This is a genomic window from Polynucleobacter sp. HIN8, assembly GCF_030297615.1.
In the GTDB taxonomy this organism is placed as follows: domain Bacteria; phylum Pseudomonadota; class Gammaproteobacteria; order Burkholderiales; family Burkholderiaceae; genus Polynucleobacter.
This window is the reverse complement of record NZ_AP028139.1, coordinates 1454740-1472548: the sequence shown is the minus strand read 5'-3', so window position 1 is coordinate 1472548 and position 17809 is coordinate 1454740. Positions and strand designations below refer to the sequence as shown.

Here is a 17809-nt window from a genome sequence, read left to right as displayed (position 1 = left end):
TGAAATATCACTGACTGGCAACTGCAGTTCCAGATTTGGGGCTAGTGGCAAGGCTATTTTGTCTAGGCATTAGCAAAACTTGAGCTGGATTGAGATTGCTACCATTGCGGGTAATTTCATAGTGCAAATGGGGTCCTGTCGAACGCCCTGTCGAACCCACTTCAGCAATCAATTGACCCTTGGATACTTGTTCGCCTTGTTTAACAAATACCTTTTGAGCATGCGCATACTTACTGACAAATCCGTCCGAGTGACTAATTTCAACGTAACGGCCATACACCGCATCAGTACCGACTTTACTGATCGTGCCGTAGCCACTAGCAACAATTCCGGTGCCTGGACTTGCCTGGAAATCAATACCGGAATGAAATGCCAAGTTCTTCGTAAATGGATCAACTCGCATTCCGTAATTACTACTCATGGAGCCAAACTGGGACGCCACAGGGATACCAATCGGTAATTGGTTTAACCAATCATATTGTTGAGACCAGTCATTTTTAAACTTAGTCAGAATTTGATTTAAGTCTTTTGAGCTTTGTACTGTCTCGGAAAAATTTTTATCGATTGATTTATTGGCATCCACTTTAAAGGTAAATGGTTTTAATGGGCCGCCACGGGCACCAGAACTCGGCTCATTGAATTTACTTTTCACCGGCGCTGGAGTGGCAAGATCTGCAAACCGGTCTTTGAGTGTTTTGAGTTCAGTAATTTTTTCAAGGGATTTTGAAAGCTGCTCTTGCAATTGAACCAACTGTTCTTTGTAGGACGCATCGAGTGCATCGAGTTCTTCAAACGTTACGACACCGCTGAGTGAGCGGGCAAAATCAGGGCGAACCTGTAAGGCCACCTTAAAGCCGATGAAGTGAACTCCCATGCCGCACAATAGGAAAAAAACGCCAATCACTGACCCAATTTTCATCAAACCTTTGGGGGTGATATTGAATTTTTGAACCTTTGAGGTGGCTCCGGAAATCCAAATTAGCTGCATGGAATTGACCTTTTGTCAGAATGTGCATCATTTTAAATGAAAAACTGTGATTCTTTACCCTTTTTTAATGCAAATAAATAGATAAGATATTGATTATTATGGAAAATTAATGCCTTCTCGTCTGCTCCACATATTGTTATCATTCATCAAAAATAGAGATTAATGCTGTTTTATGACCAATCAAGCCAATCTTCCTAAAATTCAGGGGGACGTGTTTACCCGAGCGAGGGAGCATGTTCAGCTGTCATATTTGGATCTTGCCAAGATGGCTTCATTGACGGAGAGTCAGGTTAAACAAATCGAAAACGGCGAGACGAGCGCTTTCTACTCACCAGCGATTAAGTTGATTGCTGCAAAAAAGATTGCAAAAATATTAGGTCTATCCGAAGAAGAGTGTTTGATTTATGCCGATGCTGATGACGTGCCTAAGCAACGGCCAGATCATAAAAAAGATTCCGCACAGTCGATAAGTCAGTTGCACCAAACAATCGCTAAAGAAAATTTTGATCAGATACTGCTTGCCACCCAAGAGACTGGTGGACAGAAAAAATTAAAGTCCTATCAAAAAATAAGCCTCTATCTAATTCTGGTGATTTTAGGTGTTGGAGGGTTTTTTTCTTTCTATGCCCGTGCCGATATTGTTGGGTTTATGCCGGCTTACGGAGAGCGCTTGGTCATTACTTCAGAGACATGCAAATGGGAAAACGGTAGGGAGGAGCCAAATTGGTTATTTGCCTATTTTGAGAGCTCGTTTGGAAATGTTACCCGCGCGTGTTATGTTCGCTACAACAACCAGATTTGGTTGCGAAAGTCTTCTGGGGTTGAAATGGTATTCCCGGCTGATTACTTTACAAAACCAGCGAATAATCCCGAGCCACCCAAAAACTAAATCTTTTTACAGAAAAAGTCGAATAACAATTCACTCATGGTATCGGGAATGACTCGTTCCCAGTTGGAGTTTCGGGTATCTTCACTTTCAACGGGAACTCCACCGCCATCAATTCCTGAATAGTAGCCAATATAAAACTGCTTGTAGCTTTCAAAGCCTGGCCGACAAAAATACGAAATGTCCTGAAGCACTGAATAGACTGCCTGACCATTCGGTGCAGTCATTTGCTCAACATAGCTAATCATTTGCCATGAACTCACCAGGTCTGAAGCGGGGTCCTTCACCACTTTGGTATCTTCATAAAAATAAGAATTACCTTGACCATCTTTTGAAATAAAAACCCACTTAGCAAAAGCAGGTTGCGCCGCTAAAAGTAAAAGGATTGAAAGTAGAAAAAATTTTTTCATGATTCAAAAATTGTAAAATGGCATAAAGTAATTAGATCTAAATCTTAAAACATTATTTGGAGTACAAATGAGCATTTTTTGGAGTTTATTGGGAATTTTCTCAACCATTGGCGGAATAATTGCCTTTATTAATACAGGTAATGTGATTTATTTTGCAATTGGTTTTCTGATTCTATTTTGTCAAGCATGGTTTCGTTCCAAAGATGACGATGAGGTGAAGAAATACTTTTAACGGTGTTCTAGCACCATCTTGATGTGCGCAATCCCAGCCTCATTAAATTCAGAATCAATCGGCTTAAACCCAAGTCGCTCATAAAAGCCGATGGCTGAAGTTTGGGCGTGTAAGTAAAAATCAAGGATGTCCAGATTCTTGCCGTGGTCCATAAGGGCTTTCAACAATTTACTTCCAAATCCTTGGCCTCGATACTGCTTGAGAACTGCAAGACGACCAATCTTGCCGTCCCTAATTAGTCGGCCTGTAGCGATTGCCTTCCCATTTTCAAAAACAATGGCATGCCAAGCCAGCAGATCATCGGCATCGAGTTCGAGCGCTTTGGGCACCTTTTGTTCCTCTACAAATACGGTAAGTCGAATCGGGTAGGCTAGGGGCTTTGCCTCCTCCCAGTTCATGATTCGGATTTCTTGCATGAATAAATCATATACTGCTATTGTTATGGCCTATGATTCGGATTACTGAGCTTCGCTTACCCATTGATCATGCCTCACAAGCATTGGAAGCAGCGATTCTGACTCGGCTTGGTATTGCCTCAAAGGATCTTGTTCGATTTGAAGTCTTTAAGCGCAGTTACGACGCTCGTAAGAATAGTACCCTTACCTTTATTTATACCCTCGATGTGTCGGTCCGAGATGAAGTAAATGTTCTCAAAAAACACATGCATGATCCCCATGTCCGACCGAGCCCTGATACGTCATATCACTTCGTTGCCATGTCCGGCGATCACCGGTTGGCAAAATCCGATTTACGACCAGTGGTGATTGGTTTTGGCCCTTGCGGAATTTTTGCTGCACTGCTCTTGGCGCAAATGGGATTGAAGCCCATTGTTCTCGAGCGCGGTAAGGCGGTACGCGAGCGTACCCAAGATACATGGGCCTTATGGCGAAAAAAGATTTTGAACCCAGAATCAAATGTCCAGTTTGGTGAGGGCGGGGCCGGCACATTTTCGGATGGCAAGTTATGGAGTCAAGTGAAAGACCCCAAGTTTTATGGTCGCAAAGTTTTGCATGAGTTTGTCAAAGCAGGTGCGCCTGAGGAAATTCTGTACGTTTCTAAACCGCATATTGGTACCTTTCGGTTGGTGGGAATGGTGGAAAAGATCCGCCAAGAAATTATTAATCTGGGTGGTGAGGTACGCTTTGGTCAAAAGGTCATTGGCTTTGATATTGACAATCACGTGCTACAGGGTTTGCACATGGAAAGTGGCGAGTATCTGCGTGCCGATCATGTGGTGTTAGCGCTGGGCCATAGTGCGCGCGATACCTTTGAAAAGCTTCTTGATGCGGGCGTGTATATGGAAGCCAAACCATTTTCCGTTGGCTTTCGGATCGAGCATCCTCAGTCACTAATTGACCGTGCACGCTTGGGACCGCATGCGGGTCACCCATTGATTGGGGCGGCCGACTATAAGTTAGTGCACCATGCTAAGAATGGTCGTTCGGTCTACAGCTTTTGCATGTGCCCAGGGGGCACCGTGGTAGCCGCCACGTCAGAGCCGAATCGAGTGGTTACGAACGGCATGAGCCAGTATTCGCGTAATGAGCGCAATGCTAATGCGGGGATTGTGGTGGGGATTGATCCGAGCGACTACCCAGGCGGACCATTGGCAGGCATTGCCTTTCAACGCGAATTGGAATCAAGGGCATTTATCTTGGGTGGCTCGAATTACCAGGCACCCGGACAGCTGGTCGGTGATTTTTTACAAGGTAAGCCGTCTACTGAATTTGGTGGGGTTGTGCCGTCCTATAAGCCCGGCGTGCATCCCACCGATCTTGCAACGAGTCTGCCAGGCTATGCGATTGAGGCGATTCGAGAGGCCATTCCTGCTTTTGAGAAAAAGATTAAAGGCTTTGCGATGCCCGATGCAGTTCTGACCGGCGTTGAGACCCGAACCTCGTCTCCTCTGCAAATTAAACGAGGACCAGACTATCAAAGTATTAACACCAAAGGACTTTATCCAGCCGGTGAGGGAGCAGGGTATGCCGGCGGGATTATGTCGGCAGGGATTGACGGCATCAAAGTGGCTGAAGCGATTGCACTAGATCTTACGAGCACCTAATTAGATCTCAATATTGTCGAGCACAGAATCCGTAAGGTGACTTGTATCACCCCAGCGCTCAATTGCCCAAGTATTCCCATCATGAGTAATCCAATTTAATGATGTATTCGGTACAACCGCAACGCGCTCGGCATTTAAAGCTTGCTGTGTGACGATGCGGTAGATCATATCTAGTGCCCCACCGTGGCTTACCGCTAGGATCTGTTTGCCAGCATGCTTCACAAAAAAATGATTGAGCATGCGTTGCATTCGTGCATGAAACTGCACAATACTTTCGCCACCACCGAGGTCAAAGTCTAACTCTCGAGTGAGGTGACGCTGCCATAGTTCCGGCTCTACCCGCGGTGCATCCGCTAAAAGCAATCCTTGCAATTTACCCACATGGCGCTCACGCAAATCAGGATGGATAAGGACATCCAAAGACTGGGGAATCGCAATGGTCTTTGCAGTATGAAAAGCTCGCTCTAAATCACTGGAGTAGATGCAATCAAAGTGTTGTCCGGTTTTTAGTAATGCTTTCGCTAAGCGATCGGCTTGCATGATGCCATTGGCATTGAGCGGGATATCAGTATGCCCTTGCATCCGCTTCTCGACATTCCAATCCGTTTCCCCATGGCGCACAAAGCAAATACGAGTTTGATGTTGGGCTTGCATATTAGGCTCTTACAAAAGAAAGTAATTCAGAGTAATCGGATCGGTCAGCCTTGCGCAGAGCGTCAATATATTTTGTACGAAGTAAATCCGTACTAATTGAGGCGTAATTTGCTCCCCAGCTAAAGCGTTTCATATCCTTTGTCATTAATAGACAATCAGTCATCAATCGTGCATGGCGTCCATTTCCATTTGGGAATGCATGAATCCAGACCAATTGATGATGAAAGCGAGTAGCTATTTCATCAATTGCATCAGCGGAGTGGTCAAGTTGATATATGGTATTAAGTAATAAATCATTGAGCTTTACTGATATCTGAGTCCAGTCCACCCCGATATTTTTGTTACTTTTCCTAAAGGTTCCAGACCAGCGCCAGGTTCTATTAAACATCCGGCGATGAAGTTCACGAACAAAACCTTCAGTCAGTACGGTACTCATATGGAATTGACGTTGACGTTTATTCACCCAGAGCTCAGCCTGCGTAATATTTGCCTCTTCCCATAGATTGAGATCTGCCTGATTCCTAATGTGGCTCGGAAACAAATCAATAACCTCATCAGGGTCCAAGGGGGTAGACCCAAACGGATACTCAAACTGAATCACCAAAGATCCCGTCGTGGTCCAGCCAAAAGTTCTTGAGCAAGAAATTCCAGTTGCTTTTCCTGGTTTGGTTGATCAACCTGTTGTCCTTCTAGCGCCATCGAGTGAGAAACTGTTGCGAGCTTTTCTCTGGCTAAATCGTATGCTCGATGTTTAATCATCGCCTCAATTGGTTCACGAGGTACCAAGGCGTAATGCACTTCGCAATTGAGTGCATCGGCTAGTTTTCGAAGGCTTGCCAAGGTAATGCGATCCTCTATTTCTGCTTTCTCCAGTTTGGCCACGCCCGCTTGGCTAATCCCCAGTCGCTTAGCCAGAGCGGCCGCGGTCATGCCAAGGCCTTGGCGAATTGCCTTTGCCCAGCCAAGGTGAGGCCTTGCCAAACCCCGAATTGATTGCCAAGGCATTAAGCTACTATCTAATTGATATATTTGAATTTTTTCAAATCGACTGGTCATTTATTAACCTATAAGTTAATTATAATAATTTAATTATAACCTATAAGTATTAAATAATCAGTGAAAATTAAGCTTCTTGAGCGCTTGATTACATCTCGGTTTGATAAATAAGACCCGCGTGCTCACGTAGTGCATGAAACTCGATTTGCTCCCATCGTTGTTGTGCGACATCGAGCTCCGATTTATGTGCTGCTAAAAAGACCGATGCGCCAACGACATCTTCGGCCATGCGGTGATTGTTTTCTGTCATGAACTTTTTGAGAGCAACTGGATCTTCAGAAGTAACCCATCGTGCCATGGTGTAGCGTGCTGGTAAGAGGCGTACTTCTGCGCCGTACTCGGATTGCAGACGGTGGGCAACGACTTCAAACTGCAGCTGCCCAAACGCACCCAATAGCATCGTGCCGCCACTCATGGGTCGAAAGACTTGAATTGCTCCTTCCTCACCAAGTTGCATGAGACCGGTGCGAAGTTGCTTATTACGAATTGGATCGGCTGCCTCAACCATCCGAAAGATCTCGGGCGCGAAAAAAGGCAGACCAGTAAATTGCAACTCTTCACCTTCGGTGAGGGTGTCACCTAAGTGTAAGAGGCCGTGATTAGGTAAGCCAATAATGTCCCCAGGAAAAGCCTCATCTAAGATGTCACGCCGTTGCGATAAAAAAGAAAGCGCATTATTTGTCCTGATCTCTTTACCATTACGCACGATCTTGAGTTTCATGCCCCGCTCAAAGTGGCCTGAGCAAATTCGTAAAAATGCCACCCGATCGCGGTGCGCTGGGTCCATATTGGCTTGGATCTTAAATACCACCGCAGTAAATTTTTTCTCCTGAGGCTCGACCTGGCGTTGTACAGCCTTGCGTGATCCAGGCCCTGGAGCGAGATCAACCAAGGTGTTCAAAATCTCGCGTACGCCAAAATTATTAATCGCAGAGCCAAAGAAGACTGGGGATTGCTCACCTGCTAAGAAAGCCTCACGATCAAAAGCTGGCATCGCATTTTTGACAAGATCAACTTCGGCTAAGGCCTCCTCTAATTCGCTACCAAAACGCTCAGTTAGCATTGGATCATCCAAAGACATAACTACATTAGAGTCGTCAGTAACGCGATCTTCACCGGCTTTAAATAAGCGCATTTGGTGATTGATGATGTCAATCACGCCAGCAAAGGATTTGCCCATCCCTACTGGCCATGTAAACGGTACTACCGCCATACCTAAGGCCGCTTCAATCTCATCCATCAGATCGAGAGGTTTCTTCACCTCGCGATCAAGCTTATTAATAAAAGTGACCAAGGGCGTATGCCGTGCACGACACACGTCAATCAAGCGTCTGGTTTGGGGCTCCACACCATTAGCCGCATCGATGACCATCAGAGCTGAATCCACTGCGGTTAAAACCCGATAGGTATCTTCCGAAAAGTCTTGGTGTCCAGGTGTGTCGAGAAGGTTAATGATCGCATGACGGTATTCCATTTGCATCACCGAACTGGCGACCGAGATACCGCGTTGCTTCTCAATCTCCATCCAATCCGAAGTGGCATGGCGGCTTGCTTTGCGGGCTTTTACACTTCCTGCAATTTGAATGGCACCAGCGTAAAGGAGTAGTTTTTCAGTAAGCGTAGTCTTGCCCGCATCCGGGTGCGAGATGATGGCAAAGCTTCTACGACGAGCAACCTCATCCTGAGTAGAAAGTGCGGATGATGTATCGGGGGAGTTAATAGATATACCTCAGGAAAACCACCATTATAAGGTGCCCAGACTCATTAAACCGTTGATAATGATGGGTTATGGCGCTTATTGCACTCACTAATGCCAAACTCGCGTTTGGTCATCACCCATTATTAGATCAAACCAACCTTGCCCTCGAGGAAGGTGAGCGTGTAGGTCTCATCGGTCGAAATGGTACTGGGAAATCATCGCTCCTTAAGATCTTGGCAGGAATTGAAAAACTCGATGATGGTCTTTTGCAGATCCAACAAGGACTACGCATTGCATATGTCGCTCAAGAACCAATCTTGGATTCAAAAAATACCATTTTTGAAGCAGCCTCGGAGGGGATAGCAAATATCAAGTACCTCCGAACGGAATACGAGACACTCGCGCAAGCAGACTGGAATGAGGCCAATCAGGAGCGTTTGGATCAATTGCAATCGCAACTTGATGCGAGTCATGGTTGGAACTGGGAACAGCGCGTATCCGAAATCCTAAATCGCTTGCATTTACACAGCGATCAAATCATCGGAATGCTTTCGGGCGGCACCAAAAAACGAGTAGCGCTCGCGCAAGCTCTCGTCACTCAACCTGATGTGCTATTGCTCGATGAGCCAACCAATCACTTGGACTTGGATTCCATTACTTGGTTAGAGGGTCTTCTCAATGAGTATTTAGGATCGATTGTTTTTATAACCCATGACCGTAGCTTTCTAGATCAAGTCGCTACACGAATTGTGGAGCTCGATCGCGGGCTATTGCGCAGTTATCCTGGAAATTACAGCCGCTACGAGTTTGTGAAAGAGGAAGAGCTCAATGCCGAAGCCTTAGCAAATGCGCGAGCCGATAAATTGTTAGCCCAAGAGGAAGTATGGGTGCGCAAGGGTGTTGAAGCCCGACGAACCCGCAGTGTTGGACGTGTGGCGCGTCTAGAAAAGCTCCGAGCCATGCGTGCTGAGCGACGCAATGCCATGGGTCAAGTAAAGCTCTCGATTGCTGCCGGTGAGCGTAGCGGTAAGATCGTTGCTGACTTGGACAATATCTCTAAGTCTTACCAAAAGCCGATTGTCAAAAATTTCACGGCAACGATCTTGCGTGGTGATAAGGTTGGTATTTTGGGCCCCAACGGGGTTGGTAAAACTACACTGCTGAAATTAATTCTGGGCGAGCTTGTACCCGATAGTGGGATTGTCAAACTCGGAACTCGCATCGAGGTCGCATACTTTGACCAAATGCGTGAGAGTTTAAATTTAGAGGCCACTCTCGAGGACTTTATCAGTCCTGGTAGCGAGTGGGTGGAAATTGGTAATCAACGTAAGCACGTCAAGAGTTATTTGGGTGATTTTCTGTTTGCACCCGAGCGCACCAACTCACCAGTGCTGACCCTCTCAGGGGGTGAACGCAATCGCTTGTTACTCGCTAGACTCTTTGCACGACCAGCAAATGTTCTTGTGCTTGATGAGCCCACCAATGATCTGGATATTGATACCTTAGATCTTCTTGAACAACTCTTACAAGACTATCAGGGTACTGTTTTTCTGGTGAGTCACGACCGCACTTTCTTAGATAATGTAGTCACTAGCATGATTGCCTATGAAGGCGACGGATTGTGGCGTGAGTACGAGGGTGGTTATGAGGATTACAAAGTACAGAAACAACGATCGGCTGTCATCATTTCTGATCATGATCCAAAACCAGCTGAGGCCAAAACCCCTGCGAAGCCTGTTTCTAATCGTAGTGCAACCAAATCAAAACTGAGTAGTAAAGAAAAAATTGAACTTGAACAATTACCAGTAAAAATTGATGAATTAGAGCAAGAACAACTACTGATTAATCAGCGACTATCTGATCCAGAAATTTATAAAAACGATCCGAAATTGATGATTTCCCTAAAAGAAAAATTAATCGTGACGACGAATCAACTTGAGCTATCAATGCGTCGTTGGGAGTTTTTATTGCAGCGTTCAGATTCCTAAGGGATGGATTAATGACGACTCTCTCTTTTCAATCACGTCTTGGCCTAGGAACCTGGCAAATGGGTGAGAGCATGCGCTCTGAAGTCGAGGAGCTTACTGCAATTGCATCAGCCATCGCCATGGGCTATCGGCTGATTGATACCGCCGAGATGTATGGATCCGGCCAGGCTGAAACGCTCATTGGTAAGGCGCTAAAACATGCGGGTAAAAGTGCGCGTGACCATCTACAAATTGTGAGCAAGGTCTTGCCCAGTAATGCTAGTACTAAAGGCACGATCGCTGCTTGCGAGCGCTCAATCAAACGGATGGGCTGTGATTATCTCGATTGCTACCTCTTGCATTGGCAAGGCTCTCATTCTTATGAATCTACCCTAGAGGGAATGATCACGCTTCAAGAGCGAGGACTGATTCGTAGTTATGGCATTAGTAATTTTGACGCTTCGGATGTAAACGCTTGGCTCGCTGCCGAGAGGAATGTGGGTAGTCCCTATGCAACCAAGTGTAATCAGGTTTATTACGCTCTTAATGCGCGCGGGATTGAGTACGATTTACTCCCGCTTATGAAGGAAAAGGGTATGGCATTGATGGCCTATTCGCCTTTGGGTGCTGGGAGCTTGATACGCAACTCCCAGCTTATCGCGCTTGCCAAACAGGCTGGTTTGACGCCAGCGCAAGTTGCGCTCGCTTGGGTCTTGCGTCAACCTATTGCTGTCGCTATTCCGAAGACGATCCATGCAGATCGTTTGGAGGAAAACTTAGAAGCGAGTGAAATCCTTTTGGATGCTCGCATTTTGGAGGAGCTTGATCGGGCTTTCCCTCCCCCACTTAAAAAGACCCCATTACATATCATTTAATATGATTACCTGAATGAATGGTTTAGAGAAACGTTCAGAGGTGATGATCGATAAAATTCAGACCATTCCAGTTGATAAGATTGGCGGAGAAATTGGGCGTGCTTCTGATGAAGAAATGCTAGCGATTAATCGTGCACTAGCAATATTTTGGGGTTTGCCTAACCAGCGCGCTGCATGGCAGGGTTTTCAAAGACCCCCTCAAGACGATCTTCGAGTTCTTCACTGGCTTGTTTCATGGCGGCGCGCATTTCATCATCGGGTTGCCAATAGTTCCGATTTGAGGCTTCCATGAGACGGTTCGCCATACGTGCAGAAGCGGTGGGATTCAATTGCGCTAAGCGCTCCCGCATCTTTGGATCCAGAATAAAGGTCTGCGTGAGTTGTTTATAGACCCAGGGCTGCACTTGCCCGGTTGTTGCTGACCAGCCCATGGTGTTGGTGATATGAACCTCAATCTGTCTTACACCCTCGTAACCGTGTTTTAACATTCCCTCAAACCACTTGGGATTGAGCATGCGCGTCCGAGTCTCGAGTGACACTTGTTCTGAGAGGGTGCGCACCACACCTTCGCCTTGAGTTTGATCGCCGATGTACACCGGAATTTCTTCACCACCCTTGGCACGTTTCACAGCCTTGGTAATACCGCCTAAGGTATCAAAGTAGTTATCGATAGTAGTCACCCCGAGTTCCATCGACTCTAAGTTCTGATAACTCATACTGACGTCAGCCAAGACGCTCTTTAAGAGCGCGTTATTGCAAACCGGTTTACCCGATTTGCCATACGCAAAACCCTTACGGCGCATATAGGTCTCCGCAAGTTCATCGTCCTCATCCCACACGCTGTGCTCGACCAAATGATTGACGTTAGCACCGTAGGTGCCATCGGCATTGCCATAGACTCGTAATGCCGCCGTCTCGAGATCACAACCATGCTCATTCATATAAGCGAGTGCGTGTTTGCGAACAAAGTTTTGCTCGATGGGCTCATCGGCAGCAGCAGCAAGGTACGCCGCTTCAGCAAGAAGTTTGATTTGCAGGGGCATCAAATCACGAAAGATCCCGGAAAGCGTGATTACTACATCAATGCGTGGGCGCCCGAGTTCTGCAAGTGGAATCAGAGTGGCGCCCGCAAGTCGTCCGTAGCCATCAAAGCGCGGTAGTGCGCCTAAAAGCGCAAGCGCTTGGCCAATTTGCCCACCTTCGGATTTGAGGTTATCGCTCCCCCATAAAACGAGAGCAATCGACTCGGGAAGGGCTTTGGCATCGTCGATGTGCCGCTGCAAAATCTTCTGTGCTTGCTTAGCCCCATCCTTTACTGCAAACGCACTCGGAATTCGGAAGGGATCAAAGCCATGTAGATTGCGACCAGAGGGCAAGACCTCCGGGTTACGCATGACATCGCCACCGGGTGCAGGGCGAATAAAGCGACCATCAAGCGCCTTCAAAATACTGGGTATCTCCGTTTCTTCTTGAATTTGCTGATCCCAGTGTTGAAGTTTTTCTAAAATCGCAATCGCTTCTTCTCGAGCAAATTCTTGCAAATCCACATTTTTATTAACGATTGTTTGGATCGATTTACCTTGCACTAATTGCGTAATGGCTGAATTGGGTAAGGTTTGACTAAAGGAACCAATCGCCATTGCACTGAGTAAATCCACCCGCTCGGACTCACTGGGTGTAGAGCCAACGACATGCATCCCATGCGGAATTAAGGTGTACTCTAATTCTAAAATCTGCTCATACAGTTTGGTAACGCGCTGTTGGATATCGTCTGCATCGTGCACATCCCACAAGGGTTCTGCCTTACATAAATCCATTTGTGCGGCTTGCGCTTGAATCAAAGCCGCTAAATCATGATCTTCCTCTTCGCCACGTTGCTCGGGCGAGAGACCACGCCAGCGCTCAATCGAGGTTTTAAGATCGGCCAGTCCCGCATAAATCCCCGCTTGCGTGACGGGTGGCGTAAGGTAACTGATCAGCGTTGCACCCGCGCGTCGTTTAGCAAGCGCACCTTCTGAAGGATTATTGGATGCATAGAGATAAAAGTTGGGTAGATCGCTAATTAAGCGATCAGGCCAGCATGAGCCGCTCATGCCCGCTTGCTTACCGGGCATAAACTCAAGGGCGCCGTGGGTACCAAAATGCAACACCGCATTGGCGGAAAAATCTTCACGCAAGTAGCGATAAAACGCTGAGAACGCGTGTGTAGGAGCAAAGCCTTTTTCAAAGAGGAGACGCATCGGATCTCCCTCAAATCCAAATCCGGGTTGCACGGTCACCAAGACGTTGCCGTATTGCTTGCCCAATATAAAAATACCCGAGCCATTGCTCCATTGCTTTCCTGGAGCTGGGCCCCATTGCGCTTCGATCTCACTTAACCAACGCTCACGCTTTACATGTTCGTCAGCACTAATGATGGCGTGCACATTGGCTTCCGCTCCATATTGTTGGGCATTGCCTTCGATAATTTCTTTACGTAAGGCCTCAGGAGTGTCTGGTACGGTTAGAGTGTAACCATCGGCCTTGAGTCCTAACATGGTTTGGTGCAACGACTCAAAGACGTTAAGGTAGGCGGCAGTGCCGGTGTGGCCGGCATTGGGTGGGAAATTAAAAATCACCAGACCCACTTTGCGATTGGCTTTATCGGAGTTCCGTAGATCCACCAACTTAGCAGTGCGCGAAGCTAGCATTGCAGTGCGCTCGACGCACGTGAACATGTCTTGCGGGTTGTGGTCTTCGGTAAAGGTGCAACGTTGATGGCAACCCGTGCACGTCGTACCTGCAGCTCCAGGCCGACCGCCATACACCATGGGTTGGGTCGCACCATCTAGCTCAGGGATCGCCACCATGATGGTGCTCTCCACCGGCATCAAACCACGATCGGAACCACCCCACTGCGTCAGTGTCTGAAACTCAACTGGGTGTGCAGCAATATAAGGCACATCAAGCTTGGCGAGTACCTCTTCAGCTGCTTTGGCATCGTTATATGCAGGGCCGCCAACCAATGAGAAGCCGGTCAGTGAAATCACTGCATCCACGGTTACCTCATTATTTTTAATGAAGTAAGTATCAATCGCGGGCCGCGCATCAAGTCCTGCTGCAAAGGCTGGCACCACTTGCAAACCATGGGCCTCGAGTGCGGCAATGACGGGATCATAGTGACCGCTATTGCCTGAGACTAAGTAGGAGCGCAACAATAAGAGACCAACGCGACCACGGCGCTTACTATCCGGAATTACCTTTGGTAGATCCGAGAGCTTTTCACTCAAGCGATTTTTCATGCGCGGGTGGTAGACACCGAGATCGGGATACTCCACTGGATCGGTTGGTTTCGCTAAACCCTGTAAGGCTTCGCGCGGACCCGCTGCATAACGATTAATGAGATAGCTAAATAGATTAAATAAATTTTCTTCGGAACCGCCTAACCAATATTGCAAAGTTAAGAAGTACACCCGCACATCCTGCGCCGTTCCCGGAATCCATCGCAAGATTTGTGGAATGAGTCGCAACACTTTCATTTGTTTTGCGCCCGAACTGGTTTGTTTCTCGCCCTCGGTCTTGGGTTTGGGACGTAGTTTTTTGAGGATCGCCATTGGCCCGCTGGCTGGCTTACTCATATCGAGCTTACCAATTTTGGTGAGCTTAACCACGTCACCGGCTGACATTGCGCACACCATCGCATCGCAATGATCACGCTTGGCTTTTAAGGCTTCAAACACTGGAAGGTAATGGTCCTCCATAAACAACATCGTCGCCAGCACAATGTCGCCCCGGGCAATATCCTGCACCGCCTTCTCAATGAGTTCTGGATTGCCAGTAAATTCACTCGCGGCATGGATTTGCAATGACAAACCGGGGATGACCCGTTGCAACTGAAATTGGGCGCGTCTTGCCGCACTATTTAAGTGCGTGTCCATGGTCACCAATACCAAACGAATGGGAACGGCTTCCTTCTTGGACTTGGATTGAACGGCCATAGCTGCCTAACTCGGGTGGGACTCCTCTTTTTATATTGAATTGTGCCAAATGTGTCAACTTTTATTGACACTTATACCTGTATTAGTGATTAAAACTAGGGTTAACCCTTAAAAGTAATCATTCATGGAGATAAATGGCCGAACGATCTATAAATGACACACAACCAATCGACGCAAAAGTAGGCCTGATTTTTAGTACAGCAGGGCAAGCCTGAAGCGCCACAGAAGAAAATCGGAGTGTGCATGGCTTTATGGCGTTATGCCAGTCTCATCAAAGAAAAGTTATTTTCAGGTGATGAGGGCAATCAAAGAAAGAGACCTAAGGGTTCCGAGTGGGAGAGTTGTGTCCAAGAGGATCACGACGAGAACTCCTTGCGCATTTCTAAAATCGCCAATGATATTGGTAACCGACCACTGCGTATCAATGCGGGTCCAGATGAGCATTTGGATTGGCTCATGCAAACGATTGAGACCAATGTCATTCCCCGCCTACTCGTTAGCCACTCGCACTCGCCAGAAGCCAATCGTTCCCCGGTGATGAGCATTCGGCTCAATGACGAGAGCCGCGTTCATGAGCTAACACAACTGGTATTGCGTGATGATGCTAGTAAAGCAGCCAAGTTCGTGCAGGATCTCTACGAGCAGGGCGTGCCACTTGATGAAATCTATCTTCGCTTACTCGCACCAGTCGCAAGACGTTTAGGCGTGATGTGGGAAGAGGATCGCGCTACATTTACACAAGTCACAACCGCAATGTGGCGCATCAAACAATTAATTTATGACTTCAGCCCACTATTTCAGGAATTTGCCAGAACCGATGAAAAGGCGCCGCATGCAATGCTGGTACCGTTACCCGGATCGCAGCACACGCTTGGATTATTTATTGTTTCTGAGTTTTTCAGGCGAGGCGGCTGGAAGGTGTGGGGCGAATTAGCTGCGAGTGAAGGTGAAATTATTGTGGCGATCAAAACCCAATTCTTTGACCTGGTTGGTTTATCGGTAAGCACCGAAGATCAGATACCTGCCCTTAAACGATTCATTCAATTGCTGAAAGAAGAATCATTAAATCCAAAGATTGGTGTAATGGTTGGCGGTCCAATATTCATCGCCCGCCCTGAACTAAGAGAAGGGATTGCAGCCGACATTGTAGGACTCGATGCGGAAGAAGCGCTTGCGCAAGCGGAGTTCTTCCTAGACAAAAATCAACACCACTAGGTAAAAGTTCTAAAAGTAATCCCCTAAGCATCTTATGGAGTAGCTTCCTCAGATTTACTCGATTACTATAGTGGGCGATTGCAAATATGATGAAGAAAAATTCTAAGAACAAACAGCAAGATATTCGTGAATTCGATATTGCCCGATTACTAAAAAGTAAAAGTGCAATCACAGAGTATTTAAATCAAGTAATTAATGAGGGCGATGATGCGGAGTTAGCTGCTGCCCTTGGACATATTGCTCGCGCAAAGGGTATGCGGTAATTTCGCAGTCTAGCGGTCTCACGCGCGAAACGCTTGGTTTACGTATTGCGGTTCATGCTTAATCTGCATCACACCATAGCTTCCCACCGGTAGCCCAATCTTCTTTTTTGACATCGGTGATGATGATGTCCACCGATCCGGGGCTGCATCCCAAGGTTTCGCAGGTGACCCGGGTTACCTCGGCAACAAATTTTCGTTTTTGTTCAACGGTTCGTCCCTCAAATAGTTGTACATTGAATGTTGGCATCGATGCTCCTTGATTGGTTATTAAGTCGTTAATCTTTATAGCTCTCATCAAAGCGGTCTAGCATACGCAGCAGAGCTGGCCACTCCAATAATCCTTCTTCTGCGCCTTGATCATGCAATTCATCTGCTGCTTTCTGGATCACACTCTGCTTGGGTAGATGCAGTTGATCGCTTGAGAGCGCCGCAATTTGGATTTCGCAGGCTTTGATCAGAGTGGCCATGACCACATACGCTTCACCGATGGTGCGACCCACAGTGAGTGTGCCGTGATTGCGTAAAAGCATGGCAGGGTGCTTACCAAGGGATTCGGTCAAACGTTTTCCTTCGGACTCGGTCAATGCAACACCTTCATAATCGTGATACGCCAAATGCCCCATAAAGCGCATGGCATGTTGCGAGAGCGGCAATAATCCATTTTCTTGAGCGGATACCGCAATCCCAGCAGTGTTATGCAGATGCATGACGCAGTTCGCATCAGGGCGGGCGCGATGCACTGCCCCATGAATCGCAAAGCCGGTGGGATTGACGCGGTAGCGTGAGTTGGAATCCACAATTTCACCCTTGGTATTGACCTTCACTAAATTGGATGCGGTGATTTCATCAAACTGATAGCCAAAAGGATTGATGAGGTAATGATTGGGTTCCCCCGGAACGGTCGCTGAGATGTGCGTATAAATGAGATCATCCCAAGCTTCAAACGCACATAAGCGGTAGCAGGCCGCTAAATCAACTCGCGTTTGCCGCTCAGCAGGACTCACATTTATTCTCCGCCGTGTTGATCGGGCTTACTCGGAAACTTATTGGACGCATAGCGAACCAGTGCATTGGCGAGCGCTAAGACCAAAATGGTTAGGCCCATGAGCAAGATCCCCATATCCGCTTCATGCTTCGTGCCGACCAGATCAATGATGAGACGGGTCACCGCGGTGATGGCAATGTAGATTAAGAAACGTACAGGCATGTGATTGGTCTTAAAGTAAATTCCGACCATCGCACCAATTTCTAAATAAATAAAGAGAAGAAGTAAATCTTGGACCGAAGCATAGGGCTTTTGCATCATTTCAAAGAAACTCATCCCGGCTGCCCAAACCGTAGCCGCTCCGATTGCAAACAGGGCAATTCGATGAAATAAGGAAACAAAGAGATTACCAGTCGGAATGAGCCAGGACTCAATCCGATGCTCAATGTTTTTTATCTCTTTTGGGTTGTTGTCGTTCATCGTTTTTCCTCAATTGGGCTAATTGCCCGTTAGATGCCTTATATTTAACCTTAAATTAGC

At 47.0% G+C, this 17809-nt stretch carries 18 protein-coding genes and 1 pseudogene; 8 read left to right on the top strand and 11 right to left on the bottom strand.

Features of this window, described 5'->3' with window-relative positions:
• Nucleotides 1-7 precede the first annotated feature (7 nt).
• Entirely contained in the window at nt 8-988 is a 981-nt protein-coding gene (locus tag QUE65_RS07680; protein ID WP_286280440.1) for a M23 family metallopeptidase, read from the bottom strand.
• 172 nt (nt 989-1160) lie between these two features.
• Here QUE65_RS07680 and QUE65_RS07675 point away from each other — a divergent pair, with 172 nt between their 5' ends.
• Nucleotides 1161-1877, top strand: a complete 717-nt coding sequence (locus tag QUE65_RS07675) for a helix-turn-helix domain-containing protein (RefSeq protein ID WP_286280438.1) — start codon at nt 1161-1163, stop codon at nt 1875-1877.
• Here QUE65_RS07675 and QUE65_RS07670 read toward each other — a convergent pair.
• Nucleotides 1874-2284, bottom strand: coding sequence for a surface-adhesin E family protein (locus QUE65_RS07670; RefSeq protein ID WP_286280437.1), 411 nt, complete (start codon nt 2282-2284; stop codon nt 1874-1876). The genes QUE65_RS07675 and QUE65_RS07670 overlap by 4 nt on opposite strands.
• A 67-nt stretch (nt 2285-2351) precedes the next feature.
• Here QUE65_RS07670 and QUE65_RS07665 point away from each other — a divergent pair, with 67 nt between their 5' ends.
• The gene (locus QUE65_RS07665) at nt 2352-2516 is read left to right on the top strand and encodes a hypothetical protein (RefSeq protein WP_286280436.1); all 165 of its coding nucleotides are present in this window, start codon (nt 2352-2354) and stop codon (nt 2514-2516) included.
• Here QUE65_RS07665 and QUE65_RS07660 read toward each other — a convergent pair.
• Nucleotides 2513-2932 (bottom strand): GNAT family N-acetyltransferase, encoded by a 420-nt coding sequence (locus QUE65_RS07660; protein WP_286280435.1) that lies wholly within the window; start codon nt 2930-2932, stop codon nt 2513-2515. The genes QUE65_RS07665 and QUE65_RS07660 overlap by 4 nt on opposite strands.
• Before the next feature lie 32 nt (nt 2933-2964).
• Between QUE65_RS07660 and QUE65_RS07655 the strand changes: the two genes are divergently transcribed.
• Nucleotides 2965-4578 carry an NAD(P)/FAD-dependent oxidoreductase gene (locus tag QUE65_RS07655; protein WP_286280433.1) on the top strand — a complete coding sequence of 538 codons (1614 nt, stop codon included), beginning with the start codon at nt 2965-2967 and terminating at the stop codon, nt 4576-4578.
• Here QUE65_RS07655 and QUE65_RS07650 read toward each other — a convergent pair whose 3' ends face one another.
• The 4 genes from QUE65_RS07650 to QUE65_RS07635 form a co-directional block, all read right to left on the bottom strand.
• Nucleotides 4579-5232 carry a histidine phosphatase family protein gene (locus QUE65_RS07650; protein ID WP_286280431.1) on the bottom strand — a complete coding sequence of 218 codons (654 nt, stop codon included), beginning with the start codon at nt 5230-5232 and terminating at the stop codon, nt 4579-4581. It abuts the gene before it with no gap.
• A gap of 1 nt (nt 5233) precedes the next feature.
• Nucleotides 5234-5797, bottom strand: coding sequence for a mobile mystery protein B (locus QUE65_RS07645; protein WP_286280430.1), 564 nt, complete (start codon nt 5795-5797; stop codon nt 5234-5236).
• A gap of 32 nt (nt 5798-5829) precedes the next feature.
• Nucleotides 5830-6237, bottom strand: a complete 408-nt coding sequence (locus QUE65_RS07640; protein ID WP_458574751.1) for a mobile mystery protein A — start codon at nt 6235-6237, stop codon at nt 5830-5832.
• 139 nt (nt 6238-6376) lie between these two features.
• Entirely contained in the window at nt 6377-8008 is a 1632-nt protein-coding gene (locus QUE65_RS07635) for a peptide chain release factor 3 (RefSeq protein ID WP_286282495.1), read from the bottom strand.
• Between the two features lie 68 nt (nt 8009-8076).
• Here QUE65_RS07635 and QUE65_RS07630 point away from each other — a divergent pair, with 68 nt between their 5' ends.
• From QUE65_RS07630 to QUE65_RS10375, 3 genes and pseudogenes are all read left to right on the top strand, one after another.
• A complete protein-coding gene (locus QUE65_RS07630) occupies nt 8077-9975 on the top strand; it encodes an ATP-binding cassette domain-containing protein (RefSeq protein WP_286280426.1) in 1899 nt (632 codons plus the stop codon).
• An 11-nt stretch (nt 9976-9986) separates the two neighbouring features.
• A complete protein-coding gene (locus QUE65_RS07625) occupies nt 9987-10829 on the top strand; it encodes an aldo/keto reductase (RefSeq protein ID WP_286280424.1) in 843 nt (280 codons plus the stop codon).
• Between the two features lie 13 nt (nt 10830-10842).
• A pseudogene (locus tag QUE65_RS10375) lies at nt 10843-10965 on the top strand (type II toxin-antitoxin system PemK/MazF family toxin); the annotation flags it as partial.
• A 22-nt stretch (nt 10966-10987) separates the two neighbouring features.
• Here the strand turns inward: QUE65_RS10375 and QUE65_RS07620 are convergent.
• The gene (locus QUE65_RS07620) at nt 10988-14806 is read right to left on the bottom strand and encodes a magnesium chelatase subunit H (RefSeq protein ID WP_286280423.1); all 3819 of its coding nucleotides are present in this window, start codon (nt 14804-14806) and stop codon (nt 10988-10990) included.
• A gap of 243 nt (nt 14807-15049) precedes the next feature.
• Between QUE65_RS07620 and QUE65_RS07615 the strand changes: the two genes are divergently transcribed.
• Together QUE65_RS07615 and QUE65_RS07610 are read left to right on the top strand one after the other, a co-directional pair.
• Nucleotides 15050-16021: a cobalamin B12-binding domain-containing protein gene (locus tag QUE65_RS07615; protein ID WP_286280421.1), complete on the top strand. Its 972-nt coding sequence runs from the start codon at nt 15050-15052 to the stop codon at nt 16019-16021.
• A gap of 86 nt (nt 16022-16107) precedes the next feature.
• Nucleotides 16108-16284, top strand: coding sequence for a helix-turn-helix domain-containing protein (locus QUE65_RS07610; protein WP_286280419.1), 177 nt, complete (start codon nt 16108-16110; stop codon nt 16282-16284).
• A gap of 58 nt (nt 16285-16342) precedes the next feature.
• On the opposite strand, the gene QUE65_RS07605 is transcribed toward QUE65_RS07610, so the two are convergent.
• Genes QUE65_RS07605 through QUE65_RS07595 form a run of 3 tightly spaced genes read right to left on the bottom strand, consistent with a single transcriptional unit; the run spans nt 16343 to nt 17749 of the window.
• Nucleotides 16343-16531, bottom strand: coding sequence for a 4-oxalocrotonate tautomerase (locus tag QUE65_RS07605; protein WP_215369588.1), 189 nt, complete (start codon nt 16529-16531; stop codon nt 16343-16345).
• Between the two features lie 28 nt (nt 16532-16559).
• Complete coding sequence (locus tag QUE65_RS07600; RefSeq protein ID WP_286282494.1) at nt 16560-17294, bottom strand: class II aldolase/adducin family protein; 735 nt, start codon at nt 17292-17294, stop codon at nt 16560-16562.
• Nucleotides 17291-17749: a phosphate-starvation-inducible protein PsiE gene (locus QUE65_RS07595; protein WP_286280415.1), complete on the bottom strand. Its 459-nt coding sequence runs from the start codon at nt 17747-17749 to the stop codon at nt 17291-17293. Before QUE65_RS07595 ends, QUE65_RS07600 begins: the two co-directional genes overlap by 4 nt.
• Between the last annotated feature and the right edge of the window lie 60 nt (nt 17750-17809).

Coding starts and splice junctions, on each gene's coding strand:
- QUE65_RS07670 (WP_286280437.1), bottom strand. CDS start 2,284: ATGAAAAAATTTTTTCTACTTTCAATCCTTTTACTTTTAGCGGCGCAA.
- QUE65_RS07595 (WP_286280415.1), bottom strand. CDS start 17,749: ATGAACGACAACAACCCAAAAGAGATAAAAAACATTGAGCATCGGATT.
- QUE65_RS07640 (WP_458574751.1), bottom strand. CDS start 6,237: ATGCCTTGGCAATCAATTCGGGGTTTGGCAAGGCCTCACCTTGGCTGG.
- QUE65_RS07610 (WP_286280419.1), top strand. CDS start 16,108: ATGATGAAGAAAAATTCTAAGAACAAACAGCAAGATATTCGTGAATTC.
- QUE65_RS07630 (WP_286280426.1), top strand. CDS start 8,077: ATGGCGCTTATTGCACTCACTAATGCCAAACTCGCGTTTGGTCATCAC.
- QUE65_RS07620 (WP_286280423.1), bottom strand. CDS start 14,806: ATGGCCGTTCAATCCAAGTCCAAGAAGGAAGCCGTTCCCATTCGTTTG.
- QUE65_RS07650 (WP_286280431.1), bottom strand. CDS start 5,232: ATGCAAGCCCAACATCAAACTCGTATTTGCTTTGTGCGCCATGGGGAA.
- QUE65_RS07680 (WP_286280440.1), bottom strand. CDS start 988: ATGCAGCTAATTTGGATTTCCGGAGCCACCTCAAAGGTTCAAAAATTC.
- QUE65_RS07605 (WP_215369588.1), bottom strand. CDS start 16,531: ATGCCAACATTCAATGTACAACTATTTGAGGGACGAACCGTTGAACAA.
- QUE65_RS07660 (WP_286280435.1), bottom strand. CDS start 2,932: ATGCAAGAAATCCGAATCATGAACTGGGAGGAGGCAAAGCCCCTAGCC.
- QUE65_RS07625 (WP_286280424.1), top strand. CDS start 9,987: ATGACGACTCTCTCTTTTCAATCACGTCTTGGCCTAGGAACCTGGCAA.
- QUE65_RS07615 (WP_286280421.1), top strand. CDS start 15,050: ATGGCTTTATGGCGTTATGCCAGTCTCATCAAAGAAAAGTTATTTTCA.
- QUE65_RS07665 (WP_286280436.1), top strand. CDS start 2,352: ATGAGCATTTTTTGGAGTTTATTGGGAATTTTCTCAACCATTGGCGGA.
- QUE65_RS07675 (WP_286280438.1), top strand. CDS start 1,161: ATGACCAATCAAGCCAATCTTCCTAAAATTCAGGGGGACGTGTTTACC.
- QUE65_RS07655 (WP_286280433.1), top strand. CDS start 2,965: ATGATTCGGATTACTGAGCTTCGCTTACCCATTGATCATGCCTCACAA.